We start from the raw sequence: 24654 nt of genomic DNA on the forward strand, positions 1-24654 counted from the left end.
CAGGCCTTGAACAGAACCCTCACGTTCGCGTGGGGGTTCGCAAGACAAGACGACAATCGCAGATCAACCGTCTGGCCGCGATCTGCCACAGACGATGTCACGCTCGCGGCGGCCGGAAAACGGACCGGACCGGCCCTATCGTCCGGTCGCCACCGAAAACCCCTCGTCGGCCCAGCCGGTCATGCCGCCGATCATCACCTTGACCCGCCGTCCCAGCCGGCCAAGCCGCAGGGCCGCCCGGTCGGTGCCGTTGCAATGCGGCCCGGCGCAATAGACGACAAACAGCGTATCCTCCGGCCACTCGCCCATCTTGCGCTCGGTCATCTTGCCATGCGGCAGGTTGATCGCACCCGGCACATGCGCCGTCTCGTAAAGCTGCGGCCCACGAACATCGACAAGCACGAAATCCGCCACCCCGGTGGTCAGCGCATGATGCACATCCCAGCAATCGGTCTCGAAGGAAAGCCGCGCCGCACAATGGGCGGCAACGACGGCAGGATCGGCAGCGGGAATTTCGGTGACGGTGCTCGGCATGGTGCGCTCTCGACGGGATGGTTGATAATGGAGCGACCTTGCCTTTTTCAGATATTCGGCGAAACTGGCGTCAATGCCATTCTCCGTAAAGATCCCGCCAATGACGCATGCCCCGCCGGACAGCCAGTCTACCGTGAAAAGACTCACAGGACCGCGCCGTCTGCAAAACGAGACGTCACTGACGGCACCAGTGTCGGCGCCGATGGCGTCGCTGGCTGCACCTCTGACGGCAGGGGTCGTCGCAGTCACGCCCGAAGCGGTGGAACCGGTAGGTGCAGCTCCCCTGCTTGCGCCGCCGGCATCTTCGCCGCCGCTGCCTTCATCGCGCGTACCTTCAGCACGTGCACCATCATCTCTTGTGCCATCAGTGCCAATTCCTTCATTGTCACGGCCTTCATCGCCAGTGCCTTCACGAGTGCCCTTGCCAATGCCGTCACAAATGTCCGCGCCAACATCTTCGCCGGTATCTTTGCCAGCATCTTCACCGGTACTCTCAGCCATACCCTCGCCCCTCGGATCCTCGCAGGCATCACAGTCCCCCTTCCAGTCCTCCCCGCTCACCGGTCCGCGTGTCGCGACGCTTGCCTATGACGGTCTCTGCACCTTCGAATTCGGGGTGGCGACCGAGGTTTTCGGCCTTGCCCGTCCGGAAATGGGGAAAAGCTGGTATCGCCACGCCACCACAGCGGTCGAGCCCGGGCCTTTGCGGGCCGCGGGCGGCTTGACGGTCACGGCCGACAACGGGCTGGAATTGCTGGAGGAGGCCGATCTGATTGTCGTGCCCGGCTGGCGCGGTATCGATGCCCCGGTGCCGCCCGCTTTGATCCTTGCCTTGCAGGCAGCCCAGGCAAGGGGCGCGCCCATCATGTCCCTGTGTTCCGGCATTGCCGTTCTGGCGGCAGCCGGTTTGCTCGATGGCCGTCGTGCGACGACCCATTGGCGCTATGTGGATGCGGTCGCCGCCCGCTATCCGCAGATAGAGCTGGATCCCGACGTGCTCTATATCGACGAGGGCAATGTCCTGACCGCCGCCGGCAGCGCGGCGGGCATGGATCTGTGCCTGCATGTCGTGCGCAAGCATTTTGGCGCACAGGCCGCCAACAGCGTTGCCCGCCGCCTCGTCGTCCCGCCCCACCGCGAAGGCGGCCAGGCGCAGTTCATCGAACGGCCCGTTCTCCAGGATCGCGAAGGCGCCAGGCTCGCGCCCCTGATCGACTGGTTGCGCAGCCGGCTCGACGAGGATATCGGCCTGAAGCAGATGGCCGAACGCGCCGGCATGAGCGAGCGCACCTTCCAGCGCCGCTTCAAGGAACTGACGGGAAAGGCGCCGGGCGACTGGCTCCTGCTTGAGCGACTGCGCCACGCCTGCGAATTGCTGCAGCAGCATGGTCAGGTCCCGCTCGACGATATTGCCAGTACCGCCGGCTTCGGTACCCTGGCCACGATGCGTCATCATTTCCGCACACGCCTGGCCACAAGCCCGGCCGCCTATCGCGCACGCTTTCGCCTCGAAGGCTGACGAGTGTGCGCCCGGAGCGGGCGGGTGCAGGTAACCAGAGATCCGCAAGTGTCGCTAAGTTCCCCGCGCGCGGAGCCAGTTTCCGCTCCGGCAGGACCGGCGCAGCAAGCCGCCTTTCTGCGCGTCCTCGGCATCGTGCGGCACCGGCTGCATGGTGCGGCATCGGCATAGCAAACGAAGCCGCCCCCCATCAACGTCCCGGCCGCGCCTTGCATCATGCGGTATATCCGGCCGCGCCGGAAGGCCGGTCGACCATCGCCCGCACATGCACCTCGGAACCGGACAAGAAGGCATTCTTATCGGCGGGCTCAAGCATTGATGAGAACGCGAGTGCAGCCAACTTCCCCGCGAGAGCGTACCGTTTTCATCCCGAGAGAACCGGTGCAGCAAGCCGCGTTCCTGCGCATCGCCCGCATAGTGCGGCATCTTGCGGCATCGCCATCGCAAACGGGCGAAACACCATTCAGGGTCCCGCCTCTCTCGCATCATAAGGTTTGCCTGGCCGCGCCGGAAGTCCGCTCGACCATCGCGCGCGCTTTCGCCTCGAAACGGACAAGGGTTCCTTCTGAGCGGGCGGGTACAAGCATCCGTGAAACCGATGGCGCCGCGAAGTTCGGCATGAGAGGTGCCAGTTTTCACCCGCGAGAAAACCGGCGCAGCAATCCTCTTTTCTGCACATCGCCCGCATCGTGCAGCGTCCTGCGGCATCGCCATAACAAACGAGACCGGAACACCTGTCAGTGTCCCGGCCTCGTCTTGTATCGTACGGTGTATATGGCCGTGCCGGAAGTCGACCGGCGCGTCCGGAACTGGAACCGCTTCAGGCAGACAAAAGGCTGCCTATTCGGCGTTGTCGGCGGAGTCGGCGTTGAGCAGGCCGTATTTTTCTTCGCCAAGCTTCGAGAGCAGTTCGATCTGCGTCTCGAGGAAGTCGATATGGCCTTCTTCATCGATCAGAAGCTCTTCGAACAGCTTCATCGTGACATAGTCGCCGGCCTGATAACAGACGTCGCGCGACGCCTTGTAGGCGGTGCGGGCGTCGTATTCGCCGGCCAGATCGGCCTCCAGAACTTCCTTGACATTCTGGCCGATGCGCAATGCGCCGACCTGCTGCAAGTTTGGATGACCTTCAAGGAAGATGATGCGGGCAACCAGCTTGTCCGCATGCTGCATTTCTTCGATCGACTCGGCGCGCTCCTTCTTGGCGAGCTTGGTATAACCCCAGTCTTCGAGCAGGCGGTAATGCAGCCAGTATTGATTGACCGCGCCAAGCTCGAGGAAAAGCGCCTCGTTGAGCCGTTCAATGACCTTCGGATCACCCTTCATCAAATTCGTCCTTTACGTGAATGGAATGACCAAACTTTACGCCCTGCCGCAAATCCTGTCGAGCGCTTTTTTAGAAGTATTCTAAGATAGTCGAGTTTGAACGGCCCGAAGCAGGAACGCGGCTCGCCGCTCACGAGCAAGCGCGCTCTGTGCTGACCAAGGAGACACTCGACCGCCTGCGTGGTCCCGCCGGTACTCTGTTCACACCCAGGACCGACACGCCATCAGGCGACAAGACCTTTTGCCATCCGGATACACGGCGAAGCGGGGTCATGACGATACGGACGACCATATCTAAAGCTCGATGTCATTCAGGCTGGTGACCGGTCATGATGCGGAGAGCCGCAATACAGTGCCAAATCCGATCGAAAACGGCCGCCCCGTCGCCGGCCAACCCTCATCGCCAGATTGCCCACCGCCGGCCCCATCACCACCGCACACGCAGCGCGCATAACCGCATCGCTGACAGACAACGACCGCCGACCAAACACAACGGCCCGTCGCAGTCGACGAGAAAATCACATGATGAAGGCGATCAAGAACGAGATGACGAAGAAGAAAAGGAAGAGACGCGATCAGACAGCGCGGCGCGCTGTAACGGCGGCCATCCGGCGTTCCAGAATGGCAGCTCTCTGCTCTTCATGAAAACGCTTCAGCCGCTCCATGAAATCGACGACTTCGGCCGTCTCCGTCTCGCGGGCGGCGTGATAGTCCTCTGTCGTGCGGATGATCAACTCGACGACATTGGGGAAGCAGCCGCAGCAACGGCCGCGCTTGCCCATGGCATGATAGACCTTGGCCGGAACGATCAACTGCCAACAGTCTTCATCAAGCAGCTCAGTGATGACTGACTTGATGTCCTTGTCGGTAATGTAGTTGCAGCTGCAGACCAGCATGAAAGCGCGCACCGTCAAACATGACTCTTACTCTCGCCTTTCTGCTGAACTGGATGCGCTTTGTCAAGAACATTCCGATGAACCGCGACGCCACACCGCTCAGTGAAAATTGCGACCTTTCGGCATGACGCTGGCAATCGCACCGCCGGAGGCTGCCCTTCTTCCGCTAGCCTCCCCTCGTCCGGGCAGCTCCCCTCCTCTGTGCGCCTCCTCTCCACTTGGTGCCTGCCTTGTCACCGCGAGCGAGGTAAGGCTTGCATCCGTCACCGCCTCACCCCTTCCCCCGCCTTGGCCCTCACCCTGGCCCTCACCTTGCCCCCAACCCCTGCCCCTGTCTTGGCCCTGGCCCTGGCCCTGACCCTGACCCTGACGATGATCAACGCCCGGCCGCCGCACTTCGTCGGCATGGGCAAGCGTGGTGAAATTCTTCAGGTCGCGGTGCAGGATGCCGAGCCGGACCGTTGCATCGACCAGGTGATCGGCAACCACATGAATGACACCATCCGCCTTTTGCAGCTTGCCGCGCAGACAGACGAAACGTGCACCCATGACGATCGTCCGGTACCGTTCGAAGACCTTCGGCCAGACAATGATATTGGCAACGCCCGTCTCGTCCTCGATGGTCATGAAGATGACGCCCTTGGCCGAACCCGGCCTCTGGCGCACCAGCACAAGTCCGGCAATCTGGACCGTGTCACCATTGCGCAGGGTCTCAAGATCGACCGCACGGCTGAGGCCCGCCCGTGTCATGTCCGCCCTCAGAAAGGACACAGGATGGGCCTTGAGCGAAAAGGTCAGCGCGCGGTAGTCGCTCAGCACCTCTTCGCCCGGCAACATGCGCGGCAAGGCCATCTCGGCCTCGACGTGGATATCCTCGCGCGGAACCGTCGCAAACAGCGGCAGCATTTCCACCGCCTGGCCGCCGTCCAGGGCCTGCGCCGCCCAGAGCGCATCGCGCCGGCTAAGGCCGAGCGACGAAAAGCAGTCTGCATCCGCCAGCCGCTCGATCGCCGAGCGCGACAGGCGCGTGCGCAGCCAGAGATCGCGCACCGAATCATAACCCGATCCGCGCTGCGCCACGAGCAGGTCCATATCCGCGCTTGAAACCCCCTTGACCTGCCGCAATCCCAGCCGCACCGCCTTTTCCGTCAGGATGACGCCGGCCATCGAGCCATGGCGCGGCGAGATCCGCGCAGGTTCGAATTCCCCCGCTTCCAGCCCGTTGTCCCAATCGGAATGATTGATATCGACAGGCCGTATCTCGACGCCATGCTCGCGCGCGTCACGGATCAGCTGCGCCGGTGCATAAAAACCCATCGGCTGCGAATTGAGCAGAGCCGCGCAGAACACATCCGGATAGAAGGTCTTGAACCAGCATGAAATATAGACGAGCAGGGCAAAGGACGCGGCATGGCTTTCGGGAAAGCCGTATTCGCCAAACCCCTCGATCTGGCTGAAGCAACGCTCGGCAAACGTCCGCTCGTAGCCGCGCCCGAGCATACCGTCGACGAAACGCGTCTTGAAATCACTGACCTGTCCCGTGCGTCGAAATGTTGCCATCGCGCGGCGAAGTTGGTCGGCCTCCGCTGGCGTGAAACCCGCCGCCGTGATCGCGATCTGCATCGCCTGTTCCTGGAAAAGCGGGACACCGAGTGTCCGCTCCAGCACCGGCCCGAGTTCCGCATTCGGATAGCTCGGCTGCCGGCCATGTTTGCGATACTCCTGCCGGTTTTTCAGATAGGGATGCACCATATTGCCCTGGATCGGCCCGGGTCGGACGATCGCCACCTCGATCACCAGATCGTAGAACACCCGCGGCTGCAGTCTCGGCAGCATGCTCATCTGCGCCCGGCTCTCGATCTGGAAGACGCCCAGCGTATCGGCCCGGCAGATCATCTCATAGACCGCCGGCTGGTCATCGTTGAAGATCGAGGCAAACGTTTCCCTGCGTCGATAATGGCGCTCCAGCAGCTTCATTGCCTTGGCCAGACAGGTCAGCATGCCAAGCGCCAGAACGTCGATCTTCAGGATCTTCAGCACATCGAGATCGTCCTTGTCCCATTCGATCATATAGCGGCCATCGGCCGTGTTCATGATCGGCACGACCTCGTCGAGCCGGTCGCGGGTAATGACGAAGCCACCGACATGCTGGGAGAGATGCCGCGGAAAACGCTGCAACTGGTCGGCATAGTGCATCACCTGTCGGGTCGTCGGATCGCCCAGATCGAGCCCGGCCGCCTTGGCCTGGTCCTCGGTGAAATTCTTCGTCCACCATCCCCAGATCGAACCGGCCAGCGCCGACTGCACGTCATCCGACAGGCCGAAGACCTTGGCGACGTCGCGGCCCGCCGAACGGGCACGGTAGCTGATCACCGCAGCCGTCAGCGCCGCATGTTCGCGCCCATAGGCCTCGTAGATGAACTGGATCACCGCCTCGCGCCGGCTATGCTCGAAATCGACATCGATATCCGGCGGCTCGTCACGTTCGGTCGAGATGAAGCGGTCGAAGAGCAAGGTCGTCTTTTCCGGATTGACCTCTGTGATCCCGAGGCAGTAGCAGACGGCGGAATTGGCCGCCGATCCACGCCCCTGACACAGGATGTCCTTGCTGCGGGCATGGTTGATGATCCGTTGCACTGTGAAAAAATAGGGCTCGTACTTCTTCTCGCCGATCAGGTTCAGCTCGTATTCCAGCAGCGCCGCCACCTTTTCGGGAATGTCTCTATTCGGAAAGCGCCGGGCAGCTCCCTCATAGGTCAGTCGGCGCAAGGCCTGCGCAGGCAGTTCGCCGTCGATGCTTTCGTCCGGATATTGATGACTGAGCTCGTCAAGCGAGAAATGAAGCCGACTAAAGAAATCGCTGGTGGCCGCGATCGCCTCGGGATGAAGCCGGAGCAAACGCGCCATTTCTCGCGGCGCCTTCAAATGTCGCTCGGCATTGGCGGCAAGTCGAAAGCCGGCCTGCACGACTGTCACATGCGCGCGAATGGCGGTGACGACATCGGCGAGCGGTCGATGTTCGGGAATGGCATAAAACGGGTCGTTGCTGGCGACCAGCGGCAGGTTCAAGGCTTTGCCCAGGCGTGAGATTTCGGCAAAACTGAAACGATCCTGCCCGTCATGGCGGGGAACCAGGGTGAGATAGAGCTTACCGTCGAGAACCGGCAAAAGCCGCTCGAGCCGGTGGCGAAACTCCAGGGCCTGCTCCTTGTCGGCAAGCGGTGGTGGCATCACGGCAAAAAGCAGATCCTGCGACCATTCGAACAGATCCGCCTCGTAAAGCGTGCAGCTTCCCTTCTGCGAGCGCAGATTGCCCGCGCTCAGCAGCCGGCAGAGATGTCCCCAGCCCCGCCGGTTCATCGGATAGGCGAGAAGCTCCGGCGTTCCGTCGGCAAAGACCAGCCGCGCACCCGGCCGAAAAGCATAATTGTTGGCCTTGGCCACCGCATGCAGGCGCACCACGCCAGCCACGGTGTTGCGATCGGCAAGCCCGAGGCCGGCAAGCTTCAAGTCCCGTGCGACCCGGACGAGATCTTCCGGATGGGCAGCCCCTTCAAGAAAGGAAAAATTGCTGCGTGCACCGATTTCGAAATAGACGGGCTCCATCAGGAAAACACCCCTTGCATATACCATTCGGGATGGTCAGGGCCGCGCTCGTAAAGTCCCTCGCGAAAAAGCCAGAAACGGTGGCCGGCGCTGTCTTCGATGCGGAAATAGTCACGCGGCGGCCTTGTCTCGCCGTCGACCCACCATTCGGGTGCGACACGCTCCGGCCCCTCGGCGCGCGCCACCCGATGCCGGCTGCGGCGCCAGCGAAACAGGGCCGGCGGACCATCCGGCAGTTCGGCGGTCACCTCGACCGGTTCCGGCCGGGCAAACAGCCGGAGCGGCCGCACGCCCCGTTGCGGTGCCGGAAGCGGTGCCGCGTGTGATGGCAGGCCGTCACCCAGGGGCTGCAGCAGCGCGGCGCGATCCGGCCAATGACTGGCAAGTGCCGTCGGCACCGTCAGGCAGCGCGGCCCGAGCCGGGCAGAAACCTGGTCGAGAAATCGACCGAAGCGGCCCTCCGCTTCGGCCTCCTGGTCGAAATGCGGCTGGCTGGGCGACAGGCTCTCGCTGCGCAGCACATTGAGCCTGATCAGCTCGAAACCAAAGCCGGCATCGAGATCATCGCGCAACACAGACAGGCGCTCCGAAAACAGCGAACGGATGCGCGCCGCATCATTCAGCGGGGCTGACGTTCCGACTTCGATGCGAAAAACCCGGCCATCGACGCGAAACAGCAAAAGCTCGAACAGCCGCCCGCCTTCTCCCCGGGCCTGCAGACCCGCCTTCAAGCCGCAGGCAAGCCGGCCGGCAAGATCGAGGATCTGCGTCTCCATGCTGATCGGCTCTGCCAGGCGTCGCTCGACCGAAAGCATGGCGAGCGGTCGCCGCGGCGAAATCGGTTCCCCTTCGCGGCCCATCGCCCGGTCAAGACGCAGCAGCGGCTCCGGCCCGAAGCGCCGCATGATCGGCCCCCGCGGCGCCGTCATCAAGTCGCCGATCTGCTTCAGGCCGACCTTGGCGAGCTTCAGGCAGGTCTCGCTTGCCAGCCGGAGCGCCTTGACCGGCAGGCTTGCCAGCACAGCCGGCACATCCGCAGGCGGGATGATCGCCGGGCCGCAAAAGCGCGCCGCGGCCCAGGCCAGCCCCGGCGTCGGGGCAACCGATCCGCACACATCGAGACCGAAGCAGGTCAAGCGGCGGACGAGATCGTCAACCAGCTTTTCCTCGCCGCCGAACAGATGGGCACAGCCGCTGATGTCGAGCATCAAACCATTCTCGTCATCGACGGCGACCAGTGGCGTGTAACGATCGCACCAGTCGGCCAGCGCATCGAGGAAGGCGCGGTCGGCATCCGCATCCGCTTCGATCACGTCGAGGTTCGGGCAGATCGCCCTTGCCTCGGCCAGCCCCTGGCCAATCCTGAGACCGATCGCTTCGGCTGCCTCGTCCAGCGCTGTCAGCCGCATGCTGGCGGCAATCCGCCCGGCACAGACGACCGGTGGATGGTCAGGACGCCCGTTCGAACGCCACGAGAGCCCCCAGCGGCGGCGCGCCAGCCTGTCCGTGGCCAGCCGGGGAAAGAAGATCGCCAGGATACGCCGATCCGCCAGGGGGGCTGGAAGGGGCCCCGGAAGGAGCGGCGCCAGAGACGACGGAAGGGGCGACGAAGCGGGCAGGAGAGACGGGCTTGAGGCGGCGGTCATGGATGATCCACTCCAGAAAAAGTGCGGAAAACCCCGATGATCGGGACTTTTCGGCAAGGATACGAAAAACGGGATGGCCGATGCTGCCGCCAAGCAGACTGCCATCCGACAAGACCCGCGCCATGGCGGGTGCAGGTTCGACCAGCAGACGAAGAGAAGCGCTTGATGCCTCCTCCTCTCCCGACTGGCGAAGGAGAAAGAGCGTCCCGCCGGTAGCGCGCGCCTTCAGGGAAAGGCGGCGGCTTTCGGTCAGCCCGAATTTCTGAGGATTGCCATGCACTTCGAAGAGCACGGCAGAAAAGGCGCGCGACGAAAGCGCAGCATCCGCCAGCCAGAGCGCATCCTCGATGCGCCGCGGCAGGGCATGGATCACTTCACCGGCCTCGAGCCCGAAATCGGCAAGCCCCGGCGCGTAGAGAATGCCGGCTTCACGGCTGACAAACGGATCGGCAATCAGCAGGGTGCGGCGCGGCGTGCCGTTCCGGCCGTCCAGCAGACGCGAAAGCGCAAAGGCAAAGCCGCTCGCCGCGCCTGCGTCCTGCATGCGCGCGCTGCGGATTTCCACCATGGTGCCGGCAACCGCAATCTCGGCCATCAGCTGGTCGAAATCACGATTGCCGGAGCCGACAGCATGAGACCCGGCAGCATCCGGCCCCGCAGAAACCGAGCCCGCAGCAACCGGATTGGCGGCGATCCGGCTGCGAAGGGCGGCGTCGGCATGTCCCGGATCAGCCGCCATGCGGGCGGCATGGCTGGCCTTTCCCTCGATCAGGGCGACTGCCTGTCTGAGGGCAAAAAGCTGCTCCTGCGCCTGAGGGCCTGCGCCCATGACGATCTCTCCTGTCGAAATGTTCTCTTTATGTTCCTATGGATTCCAGAGCTCCGCCCAAGAGTCAACCGGATTCATTGTGAATTTATTCCTTGACCGGATTTGCTCTCGAAATGCGCGGGCGAAATGCCTATATGTCGGCTGTAGTTAGGAGTTCCAATGGCCCGCATTGACCAGACCGAAGATTGGCGCGAACGCCATGCCCCGACGATCAGCACCTTCGAGTCGCTGGCGATCGAAGCCTATGGCCACCTGCCGCAGGAGTTTCGCGCGCTGACCGGCGAACTGATCATCGAGATCAGCGACTTCCCGACGGATGAGATCTTTGAGGACATGGCGCTGGAAACGCCGTTCGATCTGCTGGGTCTGTTCGAGGGCCGCGGCATTTCCGAGCGTTTCACCATGGAAACCGGCGAGATGCCCAACCGGATCACGCTCTATCGCCGGCCGATCCTCGATTACTGGGCCGAAAACGACGAAACGCTGGGCGATATCATCACCCATGTCCTGATCCACGAGATCGGCCACCATTTCGGCCTGTCCGACGACGACATGGAGCGCATCGAGGAAAGCGCCGAGGAAGCGGCTGCCGAACACTGAGACCGGCCCTGTCGTCCTCCCGCCGGCCTGAGCGCACGGCATAAGCTCGCTGCAGGAATCGGGTGGCTGTCGAATGGCGCCCATCCTATCCGGGAGCCTCCAACAAACGGAGGTTCCATGACAAGTCTCACCAACAAGGTTGCCATCATCACAGGCGCATCGTCCGGCATTGGCCGCGCGACCGCCCTGCTCTTTGCCCGGGAGGGCGCTTCTCTCATTCTCAATGCCAGGAGCCTTGCCCCCCTGGAAGAAGTGGCCGCCGCCATTCGAGATCAGGGCGGAAGAGCTTTTGCCGTCGCCGGAGACGTCACTGTAGCGCAAACCCATGAAGCGCTTGTCGATGCGGCGGTCGGTCGGTTCGGCGGCCTGGACATCGGCATCAACAACGCCGGAACCGTCGGCCCGATCAAGCCGCTCGCAGATGTCACCCTGCTGGAATGGCAGGACACGCTGACGGCAAACCTGACCTCCAACTTCCTCGCTGCCCGCCACCAGATCCCCGCCATGCTGGAACGCGGCGCAGGCGCGCTGGTCTTTGTCTCGAGCTTTGTCGGAACCAGCGTCGGCATCCCCGGCATGGGCGCCTATGCCGCATCCAAGGCCGGCATCATGGGTCTGGTGAAGGGGATTACTGCCGATTATGCAAACAAAGGCATCAGGGCCAACGCGCTTCTGCCGGGCGGAACCGATACGGCCATGGCCGGCGACGAAGCCCAGAAGCAATGGGCCGCCGGCCTGCATGCCTTGAAGCGCATCGCCCGTCCGGAGGAAATCGCCCAGGCAGCCCTCTTCCTCGCCGGTCCGATGGCAAGCTTCGTCGCTGGTTCGGCCCTCTATGCAGATGGCGGCAATTCGGCGGTCAAATGAAGCAATTCACCCGGGAGAGGCCAGGCTCCCGGGTGAACAGGTGCCTATTGTTCGCCGAGCTTCATCGTCGGATCATAGTCCTTGCCATGCACGGTCTTCACCACCGCCTGGCCGCAATGCATCTGGTTGGTCGCCGTATTGAACGACAGGCTCGGCGCGCCATGCAGCTCCCAACCCTTGTTCAGCGCATCGGTCACCCGATGACAGAAGTTTGCGTCGTCGGGACCGGTGAGGAAACGATAGACTTTCACGTTGCATGGACCTTTCTGTCTTGAATGCTTTGAAACCTGGCGAGCAGACGCTCCGCCTCGTCGAGATGCAGCCGTTCGATCATGCGGCCATCCGCATTGATCACGTTGAGCCCGGCATTGTCGGGCCGGGCAAAGGCCGCGACCACCAGCCGCGCCTCGGCGAGATCCTCGGCGCTCGGGCCGAATGCCGTATTGGCCGCCGCGATCTGCGCCGGATGGATCAGCATCTTGCCGTCGAAACCCATCGCCCGGCCCTGGCTGCATTCCGCCGCGAAAGCCGCCAGATCGTTGAAATCGTTCGAGACGCTGTCGATTACGTCCAGCCCGTAGGCGCGCGCCGCCAGCACCACCTGCATCAGCCATGGCACCAGATAGCTGCGGCCCGCTGCGGCCGGCACCCCGGTTGCCTTGCGCAGATCGTTCAGCCCGACGACGAAGGCATCGAGCCTGGAATCCGCCGTCCGGCCTGCCGAGGCAATCGCTGCGGCATTCAGGATCCCGCGCGGCGTCTCGATCATCGCCCAGACCCTGAGACCTTCCGCCGCACCGCTCTCGCCGATCAGGTCGGCCACACTCTGCACCGCATCCGGATCCTCGACCTTGGGCAGCAGCACGGCATCGGGCATGCAGGCAAGCACGGCGTCCATGTCATCGCGGAAAAATGCGCTGTCGGACCCGTTGACGCGGATGATCCGCTCGCGATGGCCGAGATCGGTTTTTTCAAGGAAAGCCAGGAGATTGGCGCGGGCCTCATCCTTCTTTTCCGGAGCGACGGAATCCTCCAGATCGAAGATCACCGCATCGCAGTCCAGCCCCGCCACCTTGTCGAGCGCACGCCGGTTGATCGCCGGCACGGTCAGCACCGAGCGACGAAGCCCGGAAGGGTGCCTTGAAGAATGATGATCGCGATAGGATGTCATGGGGCTGACTTCTGGCAAGCTTTGCCGCCTTGCGCAAGATGACAATTCGGTGAAAACCCCTTGCATTCATGGCGAAGAAGGACCACCTTCAACGTGTGAAAGGAACTTAACATGCACAATATCCGTTCCGCCGTTCTCGCCGTCGCAGGTCTCGCTCTCATCGGGCTCGCCGCAGCGTTCGCTGTCTCGCTCACGCTCGTCATCGGCGCTTTCCTGACCGTGACCCTCGCTGTGCGCATGCTGATGCTGCGCACAAAGCAGGCACCGGTCTATGCCAAGGCGCGGCGTCAGGAAGACATGCGCATCTGGAACGATGGCAAAGGCACGATCATCGACCTCTGAAGGTCGGGTGAAGCTCTCCGGCGGCGATCGCGCGCGCAGACGGCGACGTTACGATCGTGTGTGTCAAAAGCCGCGATCTCGAACGCCAGCCTGAACTCTGGCCCGGGCTCAGGATCGAAAGCAAGATTCCCCTTCAAATTTGCGCTGTTTTGTTTTATTGCCGAGGCATTATCGCCGCTCCACAGCGCCGCCCGCCGGATAAGACGGGCGAAAAGCGCGCAGGAGCGTTGGATCACACGCAGAGATCGAAGGCAGGATTGATGGAAAAGTTCGTAAAGCTCACCGGCGTTGCCGCGCCGCTTCCGGTCGTCAACATCGACACGGACATGATCATCCCGAAGGATTATCTGAAGACCATCAAGCGCACCGGTCTCGGCTCGGGCCTGTTCGCCGAGGCGCGCTTCAAGGAAGACGGTTCGGAAAACCCGGATTTCATCCTCAACAAGCCGGCCTATCGCAACGCCCAGATCCTGGTCGCCGGCGACAACTTCGGCTGCGGCTCGTCGCGTGAACATGCGCCCTGGGCGCTGCTCGATTTCGGCATCCGCTGCGTCATCTCGACCTCGTTCGCCGACATCTTCTACAACAACTGTTTCAAGAACGGCATCCTGCCGATCGTCGTCAGCCCGGAAAACCTGGAAAAGCTGCTCGACGACGCCAGCCGCGGCTCGAATGCCGTTTTGACCGTCGACCTCGAAAGCCAGGAAATCACAGGCCCCGATGGCGGCAAGATCACCTTCGAACTCGATGCCTTCAAGCGCCACTGCATGCTGAACGGCCTCGACGACATCGGCCTGACACTGGAAAAGGCGTCGAGCATCAATGTCTTCGAACAGTCGCTGGCCAGCTCGCGCCCCTGGGCCTGATCAGGCGTCATGCTTGCAAAGCTCGGCGGATCGTCTCTGGCCTTGCCCTGGAATATCAAACCGCCGGCAGCACACGCTGCGGGCGGTTTTTATTTGTTACCAGGGCTGCACCTCAAGTGCAGGAAAGGGAGCGGAAAACAATTAAGTCTTCTTCCGGCGTTGGTGGCTCTGATCATCAACGCAGATATCGACATTTGGCCGTCACCTGGCCAGCACTTGGAAAGATTGACCAATGGCCCGCAAGAACAGAGATGAATTCAATGAAGCTGACGCGGCTTCGGAGCCGGTGTTTTGCCCGCTGTGCGAGCGCGTCATTCCGGACGACGAGATCGACGCCCACCATCTGATTCCGAAGAGCAAGGGTGGCAAGAAAACCGTTGGCCTGCACCGCGTCTGCCATGATCAGATCCATGCGATCTTCACGGATTCCCAGCTCGCAAAGAACTTTTCCACGATCGAGGCCCTCCTCGAAGACCCCACGGTGCAGAAATTCGTCGCCTGGATCAAAAGCAAGCCTCCGGGCTTTTCCGACTCGGCCAAGGAAACCCGTTCCGGTCGCGGGCGCAAATAGGCCCTGAGGAAGACGGCGGCTTTTGGCTGGATTGCGCCGAAGCCCTCAAGTCACCTTTGCGCCGCAGTCGGTCGTTCAGCCTTCTGTTGAATTTGCTAGAAGCTGCCGTTCACCTGGTCAGACAAGATTTCGGATTTGGGGCGGATTCCTGGTCGCCAGCACCAGACTGCGGCCTCCCGCTGCATGGAGACCTTCTTGCGGCTATCAGCCGGCGCCCGCCAGCGCTGCTGCGGGGCTGGCGACGATCGCCTGATCTATCGGGATGGAGTTTGATGACTGCGTCGCTGGGATTGTGCTGTGGGTTTTGTTTCGTCCCCCATTCTTAGCGTCGTAAAGAAGCTTGTCGGCTCGTTCATACAACGTCGTAAAGCCTTCATCGCCAGAGATCGGTGTGATGCCCATGCTCGCAGTCACGAGCCCTGCGAGACCCGGAACCGCGTTGGCGACGATCGCGGGGATCGCTTGGCGGCGAAACTCGGCCTGTGCACCCACGTCGTGACCCCGCAGGAGAAGCAGGAACTCCTCCCCACCAAGGCGGTAGGCGCGCACGTTCGGGCCTGCCTTCAGTGCGACGGCGACAGCCTTGAGCACTTCATCGCCGATGCTATGCCCGTATCCATCATTGATCGCCTTGAAATGATCGAGGTCGATGACTGCGAGTGCGGTAAAACTCTCCTCAAGAAGCCGCTCGAACTGCCGCTCTATCGCCCGCCTGTTGAGCAACCCGGTCAGTGGATCGGTTTCAGACAGGCGTTCAAGCAGATCGGCCTCGTTGCGAGCGCCATCTCGCTCTCGCTTGATGGACATGAAGCGCTCCACCACCCCAAGCGTGGTGAAGAGCACCTCAAACATACAGCCAAAATAGAACAGGAGCATGGCGTCTGCGCTGTTCAGCCAGGGAGCCACGCCGGTCACCAGTCGTATCAATCCGACCAAGGCCAATGGCGTGTATCCGATGGCCTGGAACCTCGCGGCGCGGCTTCCCCGACACAATGAATCGATCACCGAGAAAACAAAGACAACAAGAACCGGTGCAAACGCCGCCGTATAAGCTGGCGATTGGATCGGGCGTGCAACGAAGGGAAAGCTCGCATGAAAGACGCTCAGAAAGAGCGCCCACGCAGCACAATAGGGCAGGATGCGCCGCAGGAGGGGATGCATCTTACCCGGCTCGATGAAGCTGTAGGTGAACATCGCGCCTGAGCCGATCGTAATCCCGAAGATCAGTGTCGTCATCCAACTCAGCGCCATAGCCGGAGGATCGAAAAACACCACCGACAAACCAGATGTAACGAAGATCGTCATCAGCAGCGAAAAGGTAAGGACCGAGTGCCAGAGCACGAACGGCTCACGCAGGGCTCGGTAGAATGCCGCATTGAAGATGAGCGGCATAACGAGCATGCCGGCAAGCCCGCCTATGATCAGCAGGAGCCGCAGATCGTCAACGCTAGCGCCTGCGTCAAGCGGTGAAAGATATGCTTTCTCCAACGTCATCCGGTGGCTCGGCAGGTCAACGACAGCGACGATCTGCCGAGTCATTCGAGTTACGTCTGGTAGGTCTGCCTTGAAGTATCCTCCGGCCATGGAACTGCGCAAGGCGGCGGAAGGAAACGACGTCTGCCGAACCGCGCCGTCCTGGTCGATGGCCAGCAGATGCACCGCTTCAAGCGCGCTCCGCCTTGAAAGCAGATATCGAGGAGGTTCTTGACTGGGTGTGATGTCGAAGCGCAGGAGCACTCGTTCGGCATCGATGGAGAATTGGTGGTCTGGGCCAGAGCAGGTCCATCTGGGTTCATCGCGAGCCACTGCGACGATGTCTTCCGAAAGCGTGCCGACGGCCCAGCATGACGTTCGAATGCTGGTGGAATCGCTTGCACTGGCGACGTTGGCACCCAATTGTGCGAGCATCACCAGCAACAGATATACTGTTAGATCTCTAAAAAAACCGCCCGATGTCATAGACCTTGGGATAGCGCAAAATGCTTTTAATGCCGTTAAGAGCAGCAAAGTGATCGTTTACGACTTGGCGGACGACGCGGACAAGCTGCAGGTCGACGCTGAATTTAAAGCGGACGTTCTCCTGCCGGTCCCTATTCGGACAGTGTGTCGCCTGAAGCAAATTGTCCGCTTCTGCCGCAAACCAGCCACGGCATTCCCAAAACTCACCCCCAGCACGTCTCCCCCACCCGCATCGGCCCGCCCGTCTTTCCCACGACCGCCCCTAAAGCAGCGTCTCCTGCCAGGCCTTCAGCTTGGCAAGCGACACGCCGATCCCGCCGCAGACCTCGATCAGCGGGTTTTCGAACCGTGACAAAAGCCCGGCATGCACATCGGCCACGGCGAGCGCTGCGCCGCAGGCCGGCTCGACCAGGATGCGATAGGCGTCGGCAAACTTCAGGCAGGCGGCAACGGCGTCCGCATCGCTGACCGTCACGCTCTCGATCGGATGGCGTTTCGGCAGATCGAAGACATGTTGCGCCACCTGACGCGCGCCGAGCGAATTGGCAATCGAGGTGATCGCCGGCAGCGTCAGCCGCTCGCCGGCCATGACGCTGGCATTGAGCGAGGCAGCCCCCTCGGTTTCGACGGCAATCACCGGGACATCGGACAGCCCGTTGCGCTGCAGTCCTGCCACGATCCCCGCCATCAACCCACCACCGCCGACGCTGGCGATGACGCAGTCGAATTCCGCCCCCTTCGCTACCACTTCGTCGATCAGCGTGCCATGACCGTCCCAGAGCAGCGGATGGTCGAAGGGATGCACATAGGCCGCCTTGCGCGCCTCGGCGAGCGCGATCGCATGCGCATTGGCCTCGTCGAACACCGCGCCATGCACCAGCACCGATGCTCCCGTCGCCTCGATCAGCAGCCGCACCTCGACCGAAGTCGTTTCCGGCACCACGATCGTCACCGGCACGCCGAGCGCGCGGCCCGCATAGGCGGCCGCAATGCCGGCATTGCCGCCCGAGGCGCAGAAGATTTCCCCAGCGCCGTTCTCCACCTCATGCTGGCAAAGCCTGCCGACGCCGCGCAGCTTGAAACTGCCAGACGGCTGCAGCGCATCGAGCTTCAGCCACAGCGGCCGGCCGCTTTTGCTATAGGCTTCGCTGGTGCGAAACAGCGGCGTGTCGAGATGCAGGGGAAGCGCAGAGATGGGCGGCATAGGATCACCGGAATTGGAGAGAGATGCGCTCTTGTGACCGGCAAACACGTGCCCGTCAACCGAGCGGGATGCGCGAGAGCACCCGGCAAACCGTACCGTTTCCGCCCCTTGCTCGCTTGAAATGCCAAGGGTCGGGGTCTAAGAAACCGCAACTTGTTTTTCAGCGGAGGCTATCATGACTGAGCGCAATCTTCTTCTTCTGCCCGGCGACGGCATCGGCCCGGAGGCCATGGCCGAAGTCCGCAAGATCATCGCCTATATGAATGCCGAGAAGGCTGCCGGCTTCGTCATCGAGGAAGGCCTGGTCGGCGGATCCGCCTATGACGCCCATGGTGCCGCGATCTCGGAAGACGACATGGCCAAGGCGCTTGCCGCCGATGCCGTGCTGTTCGGCGCTGTCGGCGGCCCGAAATGGGATGACGTGCCTTACGAGGTGCGCCCGGAAGCCGGCCTGCTGCGCCTGCGCAAGGATCTCGAACTGTTCGCCAACCTGCGTCCGGCGATCTGCTATCCGGCGCTGGCCAACGCCTCGTCGCTTAAGCCCGAACTGGTCGAAGGCCTCGACATCCTGATCATCCGCGAACTGACCGGCGGCGTCTATTTCGGCGAGCCGAAGACCATCACCGATCTCGGCAATGGCCAGAAGCGCGCCATCGATACCCAGGTCTACGACACCTACGAGATCGAGCGCATCTCTGCCGTCGCCTTCGAAATGGCCCGCACCCGCGGCAACCGCGTCTGCTCGATGGAAAAGCGCAACGTGATGAAGTCGGGCGTGTTGTGGAACCAGGTGGTCACCGCGACCCACAAGGAGAAGTTCTCCGACGTCAAGCTCGAGCACATGCTGGCAGACGCCGGCGGCATGCAGCTGGTGCGGGCGCCAAAGCAGTTCGACGTCATCGTCACCGACAACCTGTTCGGCGACATGCTGTCGGATGTTGCCGCCATGCTGACCGGTTCGCTCGGCATGCTGCCCTCCGCCTCGCTCGGCGCACCCGATGCCAAGACCGGCAAGCGCAAGGCGCTCTATGAGCCGGTGCATGGCTCGGCCCCGGACATCGCCGGCCGCGGCACTGCCAACCCGATCGCCATGATCGCCTCGTTCGCCATGTGCCTGCGCTACTCGTTCAACATGGTCGAGGAAGCCGACCGGCTGGAAAAGGCGATCGCCAACGTGCTCGACAAGGGCATCCGCACCGGCGACATCATGGCCGAAGGCGCAACGGAAGTCGGCACCGTCGAAATGGGCGATGCGATCCTCGCCGAATTCAAGGCCCTGTCGGCCTGATCTATCCTTTTTCGCCTTGGCGAAAACATAAAGCGGCGCGGAGCAATCCGCGCCGTTTTGCGTTCGTCGCATCCGGCATTTCCCTTTGCCACTGCGCCCGCCGGTAATTGCAACTCCGGCAATCGTCACGCAGCCAATTGCCCCGCCGATAATTGTCACAACTGCGTGAAAAGCCTGCCTGCCGCGCATCGCCACAAATCCGGACACCGCTCTCCAGCGTAGATCTATTCAGACGGAAGCCGCCTGAACCAGGCCAGCCTGAACCAAGCCGGCCGAACAAATCGCCTCGACAAGACGCCGCCACACGCCATGGAACATTAGCGCCCTTTGTCCGTTGATGCTGAAATGCGCAAATAAGGCTCTTGCCAGCAAACGGTCCGCACCGACCATGGAGAGATTTCGATGAAAGCCATGTCCGCTGACAGACACATCATCAAATATGCGATGTCGCAGCCCTATCTCGAACGGCAGGAAGAGCTGGATCTGGCGATCCGCTGGAAGGACAACAACGATCAGGATGCGCGCAACCGCATCGCCCAGGCCCATATGCGCCTGGTCATCGCCATGGCCTCGAAATTCCGTGGCTTCGGCCTGCCGCTCAACGACATGATACAGGAAGGCTATATCGGCCTTCTCGAGGCCGCCGCCCGCTTCGATCCCGGTCGCGAGGTACGCTTCTCGACCTATGCCGGCTGGTGGATCCGCGCCTCGATGCAGGATTATATCCTGCGCAACTGGTCGATCGTGCGTGGCGGCACGAGCTCGTCGCAAAAGGCGCTGTTCTTCAACCTGCGCCGCCTGCGCGCCAAGCTCGCCCAGGGCGACAACCGGTTAAGCGACCAGGCCATCCACGAGGAAATCGCCACGGCACTCGGCGTCAGCCTCGCCGACGTCCAGTCGATGGATGCCCGCCTGACCGGCAATGACGCCTCCCTGCAGACCCCCGTCGCCGGCCGTCATGGCGAAGGCACAGAACAGCTCGAAATGCTGAAAAGCAATGAGAGACTGCCGGACGAACAGGTCACCAGCATTATCGACGGCGAACGCTGGACCGGCTGGCTGAGAAGCGCGCTCACCCAGCTCAACGAACGCGAAAGCCGCATCATCAAGGCCCGCCGCCTGACCGAAGATGGCGCAACGCTGGAAGAACTCGGCGTCGAACTCGGCATTTCCAAGGAACGCGTCCGCCAGATCGAAACCCGCGCGCTGGAAAAGCTGAAATCCGCGCTGACCACGCGTGTGCCGGCAGCCAGCCGCTACGAGATGGCGTACTAAGGCAGGCGATTACCGATCGGAAAGTGCTGTCTTCATCCAGACAGTATCGGCAACCAGCTTTCACAACAGCCAGCCTCGGCAGCAATGCCGGGGCTGGTTGCATGTTAAAAACGATCCACGCGCTGCTCCCGGCTCCGCTCGACGTATCTGGCCTCGACGTCTGGCAATGGCTTCATCCCGCTCACTCGGGCATGGCAATTCGGATGGCGCGCGTTCCGACTGGAGCGCCGGTTTCCCGATCTATCGTAACGGGATCGATCTCGGTCCCTGTTTCGGCGTCGAAGAAGCGCGTTACCTTGCCTCCGCCGCGATGCTTGCGTCCCCAGGCGCCAATCGCAAACAGAACCGGCAGAAAGTCGCGACCGGCTTCTGTCAGGACATATTCATCCCGTGGCGGACGCTCCGAATAGCGCCGCTTCTCCAAGAGCCCGTCTTCCGTCAGCGCTGCAAGCCGGGAAGTCAGCATCGTCGGCGCAATCCCGAGACTCTTGCGGAATTCATCGAAACGGGTCAGCCCCGCATGGGCATCACGCATGATCAGCATGCTCCAGGCATCCCCGACAAGCGCCAGGCTTCGGGCAATCAGGCACGGCTGGTCAGAAAGTTTTTTCATGTTAGTATCTTTTTAATAGTGACTTGATATGAATTTGATAGTAACTGATCGTTCATCGATATTCCACGACAAAATGAAAGCACCAACCGATGAGCAAGACAGAACGCGGCATAGCCCTGGTCACCGGAGCATCCTCCGGCATCGGGCTGGTAACGGCAAAGGCACTGCGGCGCGACGGCTACCGGGTCTTCGGCACCAGTCGCAAGCCGACGGCTGATACGAGCGATGGCATCACCATGCTTGTCTGCGATGTCATCGACGATATATCCGTACAGAACACCATCGACGAGGTTCTCAGCCGTGCGGGAAGAATTGACCTTCTCGTCAACAATGCGGGGATCGGTCTGCTGGGCGGCGCCGAAGAATCCACGACGGAGCAGGCCAAGGCCATATTCGATGTGAACGTGTTCGGCACCATTCGCATGACCAATGCCGTCCTGCCGGCGATGAGGCGGCAGGGTCGGGGGCGCATCATCAATCTGAGTTCCATCCTCGGACTGATCCCGGCGCCCTACAATGCGCTCTATGCATCGACCAAGCATGCCATCGAAGGTTACTCGGAATCGCTCGATCACGAAGTACGAACCCAGGGCATCCGTATCGTGCTTGTCGAGCCCGGTGTGACCCGCACCTCGTTCGAAGAGAACATCACGCGCCCGGATCGGCCATTGGCTCTCTACGAGACGGTTCGTGCCGATGCGGAGAGACTGATGCGCGAGATCGTCGCGAAGGGTGATGCACCCGACGTGGTCGCCCAGGCAGTCGTCAGGGCCGCCAATGCCGCGTCACCCAAAAGGCGCTACACAGCCGGAAAAGCTGCAGCGCAGGTCCGCTTTCTACGCCGCTTCCTGCCCGAAGCCTTCGTCGACAGGAACCTGCGGAAATTCAATAGGCTCCCCGGCTGAAAAGTCGCCTTGCCTCGCACCGATCAAACGGGAGTTAGTCTCATGAAAGCATACCTCATCGACCGCTACGCCAAGGGTGGCACCCTCAAGCTTGGGGAGATCGCTCAACCGGAATTGCGCGACAATGACGTGCTGGTCGAGATCCATGCAGCAGGCGTCAATGTCCTGGACAGCAAGATCAGGGACGGAGAGTTCAAGCTCATCCTGCCCTATCGCCTTCCCCTGGTGCTGGGCAACGATGTCGCCGGTGTCGTCGTCCGGGTCGGCGCCAAAGTCCGGCAGTTCAAGACGGGCGATGAGGTCTACGCACGTCCCGCCCAGGATCGCATCGGTACATTTGCAGAGTACATCGCCATGGACGAGGCGGATGTTGCCCTGAAGCCGATGAATCTGACCATGGAACAGGCTGCCTCCATTCCACTTGTCGCCCTGACGGCCTGGCAAGCCCTTGTCGAGCGCGCCAATGTGCAGAAGGGGCAGAAAGTCCTGATCCATGCTGGATCGGGCGGCGTGGGCACCATAGCTATCCAGTTGGCCAAGCATCTCGGCGCCCATGTCGCCACAACCACAAGCACGGCGAATGTCGATCTTGTCAGAAATCTCGGCGCCGATGTCGTGATCGACTATAAGACTGAAGACTTCGAGACGGTGCTTCACGATTACGATGTCGTACTGAACGGCCTCGGCAAGGAGACACTGGAAAAATCCCTCGGCGTGCTGAAGCGGGGCGGGAAGCTGATCTCGATTTCCGGTCCGCCCGATCTGGACTTTGCCAGGCAGGCTGGCTCCGGCTGGCTGCTTCAACAGGTCATGCGCCTGCTAAGCTTCGGCATCCGGAACAAGTCGAAACACCGCGGAATTCGATATTCATTCCTCTTCATGAGGGCGAACGGCGAACAACTCGAAAAAATCACCCGGCTTATCGAAACAGGTCGCTTGCGCCCCGTGATGGACCGCATCTTCCCGTTCGACAAGACCAACGAAGCACTGGCGCATGTCGAAACGGGTCGGGCGAAGGGAAAGGTCGTCATCGCCGTGAAATGACAATCGCCCGAAGTTTGCAAACTCTCGGCACGCCATGGCAACAGCACGAATCCAGCGCAGGAGCCGGGCCTCTCGGCCCCTCCACCCCTCACTCGGAGATGATCTTCACCCGCATGCCCGGTGCCACCGTCGATGTCGGTCCGAGCGCGTTGATCAGCCGGAACAGTTCGAGCTTGCGGTCGGTGCCCATCATCCGGGCCGACAGCGTGCCGATATCGTCCTTTGCCCCGACGGTGACGACGCGAACCCGCAGCGGCTTCAGCGTGGCGGCTTCCTCCGGCGAGATCCGCCGGAAACTCGTGCGCAGCTGCTGCGCCGTCGGCTCCAGGGCCGCACTGCCCTTCGGCACGGCGGTGAGGAAGCGGAAGATCTGCGTGCCGATGCGGATCACGGTAATATCGAAATCCCAGCGATCGGCCGAGGCCCGCGCCGTCGCCGCCTCCAGCCCGTTGACCATGGTCATCTGGATCGTTTCCGGCAGGAGCCCGGTGACCCAGCCGCTGGAAATATAGTTCGACAGCGTCATCTTCTGGCTGTCGGCAACACCGTCGAAACGGATCGCCACATCGCCCGGCCCGGTCGCCAGCACTGCCTCGACCTTGTTGTCGATCTGGAAGCCGGCCGGCACGTCGAAGCGGATGCCGAGCGTGCCATGCAGGAAGGTCTGGCCGCGCACATAGCCTTCCTGCGGGCTGTCGCCATAGAGCAGGCCGTTGATGCCGTTCAGATAATAGTCGCGCCCGGTCTCGCCATGCGTACCTTCCGGACCGAACGCCCTTGCATGGCGCTTGGCCAGCTCGACGCGCTGCGGCGCGTTCGGATGGCTCGACAGGAAGTCGAGGCTCTGGTCGGCATCGGGATCGACCGAGGTGAACTGGCTGTAGCGCGCCATCGAATCGAGGAAGCGCGCCGCCGCATAAGGATCGTATCCGGCCTCGCCCAGCGTGCGCACGCCGATCACGTCGGCCTGCAACTCCTGCTGGCGCGAGAAGGCGGCAAGGCGCAGTTTGCCACGCGCCAGCGCCTGCTTGCCGGCCAGATCGCTCGACAGAACCTCGGCGACCACCCGGCTGGCGATCACTTCCGCCTCTTCGCGGCGCTGCCGCTCGATGCCGTGGTTGGCGGTCACGTGCGCCATTTCGTGGCTGAGCACGGCCGCGACTTCCGACGCGTCATTGGCCAGCGCCAGCAACCCGCGCGTCACATAGAGATAACCGCCCGGCAGCGCAAACGCGTTGATCGCCGGCGAATTGAGGATGGTGATCCGGTAGGACTGGTTCGGGTTTTCCGATACCGCCGTCAGCGCCCCGGCAATGCGCGCCACAAGCCGTTCGGTCTTCGCGTCGGAATATTCGCCACCATAGGAGGCGACGATGCGCGGATGTTCGCGTGCGCCCATCTGCGCCCGCGGATCGTCCTTCTGCACCTCGTCGACGATCTGCGGATTGGTCGACGGTGCGACGCTCGGCACATAGGCCTGCTCGAACAGCGACTGGCAGGAAGACAGCAGGAGGCTGAGGCTGACAAGGCCAGCCATCGACGAGACAAACCTCGCGGACCCGCGCCGCCGAACGTTTTCGGCGGCCAACGCGC

General features: G+C 62.1%; 23 protein-coding genes. 10 read left to right on the plus strand and 13 right to left on the minus strand.

Features of this window, described 5'->3' with window-relative positions; translation table 11 throughout:
• Positions 1 to 135 precede the first annotated feature (135 nt).
• Entirely contained in the window at positions 136 to 534 is a 399-nt protein-coding gene (locus GVK95_RS17850) for a rhodanese-like domain-containing protein (protein ID WP_159952059.1), read from the minus strand.
• A gap of 245 nt (positions 535 to 779) precedes the next feature.
• Positions 780 to 1019 carry a hypothetical protein gene (locus GVK95_RS17855; RefSeq protein WP_159952060.1) on the minus strand — a complete coding sequence of 80 codons (240 nt, stop codon included), beginning with the start codon at positions 1017 to 1019 and terminating at the stop codon, positions 780 to 782.
• 14 nt (positions 1020 to 1033) lie between these two features.
• On the opposite strand from GVK95_RS17855, the gene ftrA reads away from it, so the two are divergent.
• A complete protein-coding gene (gene ftrA / locus GVK95_RS17860; protein ID WP_159952114.1) occupies positions 1034 to 2053 on the plus strand; it encodes a transcriptional regulator FtrA in 1020 nt (339 codons plus the stop codon).
• A gap of 840 nt (positions 2054 to 2893) precedes the next feature.
• Here ftrA and bfr read toward each other — a convergent pair.
• From bfr to GVK95_RS17885, 5 genes are all read right to left on the minus strand, one after another.
• Positions 2894 to 3379: a bacterioferritin gene (gene bfr / locus GVK95_RS17865; protein ID WP_159952061.1), complete on the minus strand. Its 486-nt coding sequence runs from the start codon at positions 3377 to 3379 to the stop codon at positions 2894 to 2896.
• A 575-nt stretch (positions 3380 to 3954) separates the two neighbouring features.
• Complete coding sequence (locus GVK95_RS17870; RefSeq protein WP_159952115.1) at positions 3955 to 4275, minus strand: (2Fe-2S)-binding protein; 321 nt, start codon at positions 4273 to 4275, stop codon at positions 3955 to 3957.
• Between the two features lie 99 nt (positions 4276 to 4374).
• The gene (locus GVK95_RS17875; RefSeq protein WP_159952116.1) at positions 4375 to 7881 is read right to left on the minus strand and encodes an error-prone DNA polymerase; all 3507 of its coding nucleotides are present in this window, start codon (positions 7879 to 7881) and stop codon (positions 4375 to 4377) included.
• On the minus strand, positions 7881 to 9290 hold the full coding sequence (locus GVK95_RS17880; RefSeq protein WP_244618804.1) for a DNA polymerase Y family protein: 1410 nt from the start codon (positions 9288 to 9290) through the stop codon (positions 7881 to 7883). Before GVK95_RS17880 ends, GVK95_RS17875 begins: the two co-directional genes overlap by 1 nt.
• 40 nt (positions 9291 to 9330) lie before the next feature.
• The gene (locus GVK95_RS17885; RefSeq protein WP_159952062.1) at positions 9331 to 10356 is read right to left on the minus strand and encodes a hypothetical protein; all 1026 of its coding nucleotides are present in this window, start codon (positions 10354 to 10356) and stop codon (positions 9331 to 9333) included.
• 159 nt (positions 10357 to 10515) lie between these two features.
• On the opposite strand from GVK95_RS17885, the gene GVK95_RS17890 reads away from it, so the two are divergent.
• Positions 10516 to 10956, plus strand: a complete 441-nt coding sequence (locus GVK95_RS17890; RefSeq protein WP_007596900.1) for a metallopeptidase family protein — start codon at positions 10516 to 10518, stop codon at positions 10954 to 10956.
• A gap of 117 nt (positions 10957 to 11073) precedes the next feature.
• Positions 11074 to 11823, plus strand: a complete 750-nt coding sequence (locus GVK95_RS17895; RefSeq protein WP_159952063.1) for an SDR family oxidoreductase — start codon at positions 11074 to 11076, stop codon at positions 11821 to 11823.
• Positions 11824 to 11867: 44 nt separating this feature from the next.
• Here GVK95_RS17895 and GVK95_RS17900 read toward each other — a convergent pair whose 3' ends face one another.
• Entirely contained in the window at positions 11868 to 12074 is a 207-nt protein-coding gene (locus GVK95_RS17900) for a DUF1737 domain-containing protein (protein ID WP_159952064.1), read from the minus strand.
• A complete protein-coding gene (locus tag GVK95_RS17905; protein WP_159952065.1) occupies positions 12071 to 12994 on the minus strand; it encodes a CoA ester lyase in 924 nt (307 codons plus the stop codon). The genes GVK95_RS17900 and GVK95_RS17905 overlap by 4 nt, the downstream gene beginning before the upstream one ends.
• A gap of 111 nt (positions 12995 to 13105) precedes the next feature.
• Here GVK95_RS17905 and GVK95_RS17910 point away from each other — a divergent pair, with 111 nt between their 5' ends.
• From GVK95_RS17910 to GVK95_RS17920, 3 genes are all read left to right on the plus strand, one after another.
• The gene (locus tag GVK95_RS17910; RefSeq protein WP_159952066.1) at positions 13106 to 13336 is read left to right on the plus strand and encodes a hypothetical protein; all 231 of its coding nucleotides are present in this window, start codon (positions 13106 to 13108) and stop codon (positions 13334 to 13336) included.
• A gap of 260 nt (positions 13337 to 13596) precedes the next feature.
• Positions 13597 to 14202: a 3-isopropylmalate dehydratase small subunit gene (leuD, locus tag GVK95_RS17915; RefSeq protein WP_159952067.1), complete on the plus strand. Its 606-nt coding sequence runs from the start codon at positions 13597 to 13599 to the stop codon at positions 14200 to 14202.
• Between the two features lie 232 nt (positions 14203 to 14434).
• On the plus strand, positions 14435 to 14773 hold the full coding sequence (locus tag GVK95_RS17920) for an HNH endonuclease signature motif containing protein (RefSeq protein WP_159952068.1): 339 nt from the start codon (positions 14435 to 14437) through the stop codon (positions 14771 to 14773).
• Between the two features lie 204 nt (positions 14774 to 14977).
• Here GVK95_RS17920 and GVK95_RS17925 read toward each other — a convergent pair whose 3' ends face one another.
• The gene (locus GVK95_RS17925; protein WP_244618810.1) at positions 14978 to 16681 is read right to left on the minus strand and encodes a diguanylate cyclase; all 1704 of its coding nucleotides are present in this window, start codon (positions 16679 to 16681) and stop codon (positions 14978 to 14980) included.
• 313 nt (positions 16682 to 16994) lie between these two features.
• Positions 16995 to 17927: a pyridoxal-phosphate dependent enzyme gene (locus tag GVK95_RS17930; protein WP_159952118.1), complete on the minus strand. Its 933-nt coding sequence runs from the start codon at positions 17925 to 17927 to the stop codon at positions 16995 to 16997.
• A 184-nt stretch (positions 17928 to 18111) separates the two neighbouring features.
• Here GVK95_RS17930 and leuB point away from each other — a divergent pair, with 184 nt between their 5' ends.
• Both leuB and GVK95_RS17940 read left to right on the plus strand, forming a co-directional pair.
• The gene (gene leuB / locus GVK95_RS17935) at positions 18112 to 19224 is read left to right on the plus strand and encodes a 3-isopropylmalate dehydrogenase (protein ID WP_159952070.1); all 1113 of its coding nucleotides are present in this window, start codon (positions 18112 to 18114) and stop codon (positions 19222 to 19224) included.
• Between the two features lie 402 nt (positions 19225 to 19626).
• A complete protein-coding gene (locus GVK95_RS17940) occupies positions 19627 to 20499 on the plus strand; it encodes an RNA polymerase factor sigma-32 (RefSeq protein ID WP_159952071.1) in 873 nt (290 codons plus the stop codon).
• A 181-nt stretch (positions 20500 to 20680) separates the two neighbouring features.
• Here the strand turns inward: GVK95_RS17940 and GVK95_RS17945 are convergent, their stop codons facing one another.
• On the minus strand, positions 20681 to 21112 hold the full coding sequence (locus GVK95_RS17945; RefSeq protein ID WP_159952072.1) for a helix-turn-helix domain-containing protein: 432 nt from the start codon (positions 21110 to 21112) through the stop codon (positions 20681 to 20683).
• An 89-nt stretch (positions 21113 to 21201) separates the two neighbouring features.
• Between GVK95_RS17945 and GVK95_RS17950 the strand changes: the two genes are divergently transcribed.
• Both GVK95_RS17950 and GVK95_RS17955 read left to right on the plus strand, forming a co-directional pair.
• A complete protein-coding gene (locus GVK95_RS17950; protein WP_159952073.1) occupies positions 21202 to 22017 on the plus strand; it encodes an oxidoreductase in 816 nt (271 codons plus the stop codon).
• Between the two features lie 42 nt (positions 22018 to 22059).
• Positions 22060 to 23061: an NADP-dependent oxidoreductase gene (locus GVK95_RS17955; protein WP_159952074.1), complete on the plus strand. Its 1002-nt coding sequence runs from the start codon at positions 22060 to 22062 to the stop codon at positions 23059 to 23061.
• Between the two features lie 88 nt (positions 23062 to 23149).
• Here GVK95_RS17955 and GVK95_RS17960 read toward each other — a convergent pair whose 3' ends face one another.
• Positions 23150 to 24598, minus strand: a complete 1449-nt coding sequence (locus GVK95_RS17960; RefSeq protein ID WP_244618805.1) for a M48 family metalloprotease — start codon at positions 24596 to 24598, stop codon at positions 23150 to 23152.
• Positions 24599 to 24654: the final 56 nt, after the last annotated feature.

The sequence above is a fragment of the Rhizobium sp. 18065 genome, from assembly GCF_902706095.1.
Lineage (GTDB): Bacteria > Pseudomonadota > Alphaproteobacteria > Rhizobiales > Rhizobiaceae > Allorhizobium.